This is a genomic window from Pseudomonas cuatrocienegasensis, from assembly GCF_900110925.1.
GTDB classification, from domain to species: Bacteria; Pseudomonadota; Gammaproteobacteria; order Pseudomonadales; family Pseudomonadaceae; genus Aquipseudomonas; species Aquipseudomonas cuatrocienegasensis.
In genome coordinates this window covers 1-1445 of the sequence record NZ_FOFP01000046.1, presented here as the reverse complement: position 1 = coordinate 1445, position 1445 = coordinate 1, and the positions used below count along the sequence as shown (strand labels likewise).

Below are 1445 nucleotides of genomic sequence, written 5' to 3'. Positions count from 1 at the left end.
GGATTACATAGCCCAAGTCATTGTGGGCAACGTTGGTAAATATGGATTAAAAGCTGTCAAGATCGGAGGTAATTGGGTAGCTAGCAAAATAAGTGGTGCAAACGCAACTGTGCCGTCGAAAACGGCGGTTCAAGAGCTTGAGGTAGACTCCTATAAAAATCTTAAGGCAAGAGAAGTTGTTGGCGATGGTCTAGAGCACGATCATATCCCTTCATTTGCTGCGTTGCGAACAGCAAAGGAAGCAGAGTTGGGCCGCCCACTTACTGAGTTAGAAACCAAGACTCTCTACCAAAACTCTACTGCTGTAGAGGTTCCACGAGATGTACATGTTGCAGGTCCTACCTATGGCGGAAAAAATACGCCTGCTCAGATCCAGCAAGATGCAGCGGATCTGTGCGGTGCGGTTTGTCGTGACACAGATGCACTGCGAGAAAATTTGAACAAGCTAGGTTATGATTCAAAACTTGTGGATGAAACTGTTCAAAAAATAGTGGAAAGAAATCGCAAGGCAGGAGTTATTAAGTAATGAAAACTTGGTCGGATTTTGTTCGGGCTCTTGGTCAAGATGAAGGTAGCTCAATAGTAACTGACTTGTGTCGAGAAGTCGGAGAGCCGCCAGCCGTTTCAGAGACCCCGGATAGCTATAATGACCCAGAAGGGAAGACAAAATTTTATAAGTTTATTAGGTCTGGTTTGGAGTTTGGGTTTCGTTCGGGGAGGTTAAATCATATTCATTTTTTTGTGCAGCGTCACGAAGGGTATTCGGCATATGAGGCAGATGTGCTTGGTCGTATAGCTCAAACATGGCGTGTTCAAGATGTTATTGCAGCGCTAGGCCCGCCTACCAAAGAGGTGCCAGGTAAAGCTGATATATTAATAGGATATATACAGTCGTGGCTGAAGTATGATTTCAAAACATACGCTCTACGTATGGAGTTTTCGGAAGATGGTCGCTTGTGGAAGGTAACATTGATGTCAAGTCTATAAACTAAAGGGGTCGCAGTCTGAGGAATCCCACAAATCTACTCCATGGCCTGATGTCCCGTCCAATCGTCCAATAAACCTCCCCGCCACCCAGGCGGGGATTTTTTTCCCTGAGGCCACCCTGCTTTACCGCCTCTGCCGGTCACCCGTCGGTTTTTTCCGTGGGCGGTCCGGCATTCCCCCTAAAAGTCCTCCATTTTTCACCCTGGGGCCGAGTTGAGCCCGCCTGTCCGTGGACAGCTGTCTGATAAATGCCTGTTTGTCCTGCTGATCGACTGCCGACGCTAAGCAACGGCATGTTCTCCAGCAAGACCACCACGACGCGCGACACCGTCAAGCAAACCCAGGCCCAGGGATCGACCATCGCCGCCGGTAACGATGTACTCCTGCGCGCCACTGGCGCGGGTGCCGACAGCGACATCAACGTGCAAGGCAGCCAGATCAAGGCCGGGCGTAACGCC

Annotated in this window: 2 protein-coding genes and 1 pseudogene; all 3 read left to right on the top strand. The window is 49.6% G+C overall.

Annotated features, from left to right (window positions below):
- A pseudogene (locus BMW49_RS24940) lies at window positions 1-526 on the top strand (hypothetical protein); the annotation flags it as partial.
- Complete coding sequence (locus BMW49_RS24335; protein ID WP_083251874.1) at window positions 526-987, top strand: hypothetical protein; 462 nt, start codon at window positions 526-528, stop codon at window positions 985-987. The pseudogene BMW49_RS24940 and the gene BMW49_RS24335, both read left to right, overlap by 1 nt.
- Window positions 988-1235: 248 nt before the next feature.
- The coding region (locus BMW49_RS24330; RefSeq protein WP_139205725.1) for a hemagglutinin repeat-containing protein at window positions 1236-1445 on the top strand (210 nt) is incomplete at its 3' end.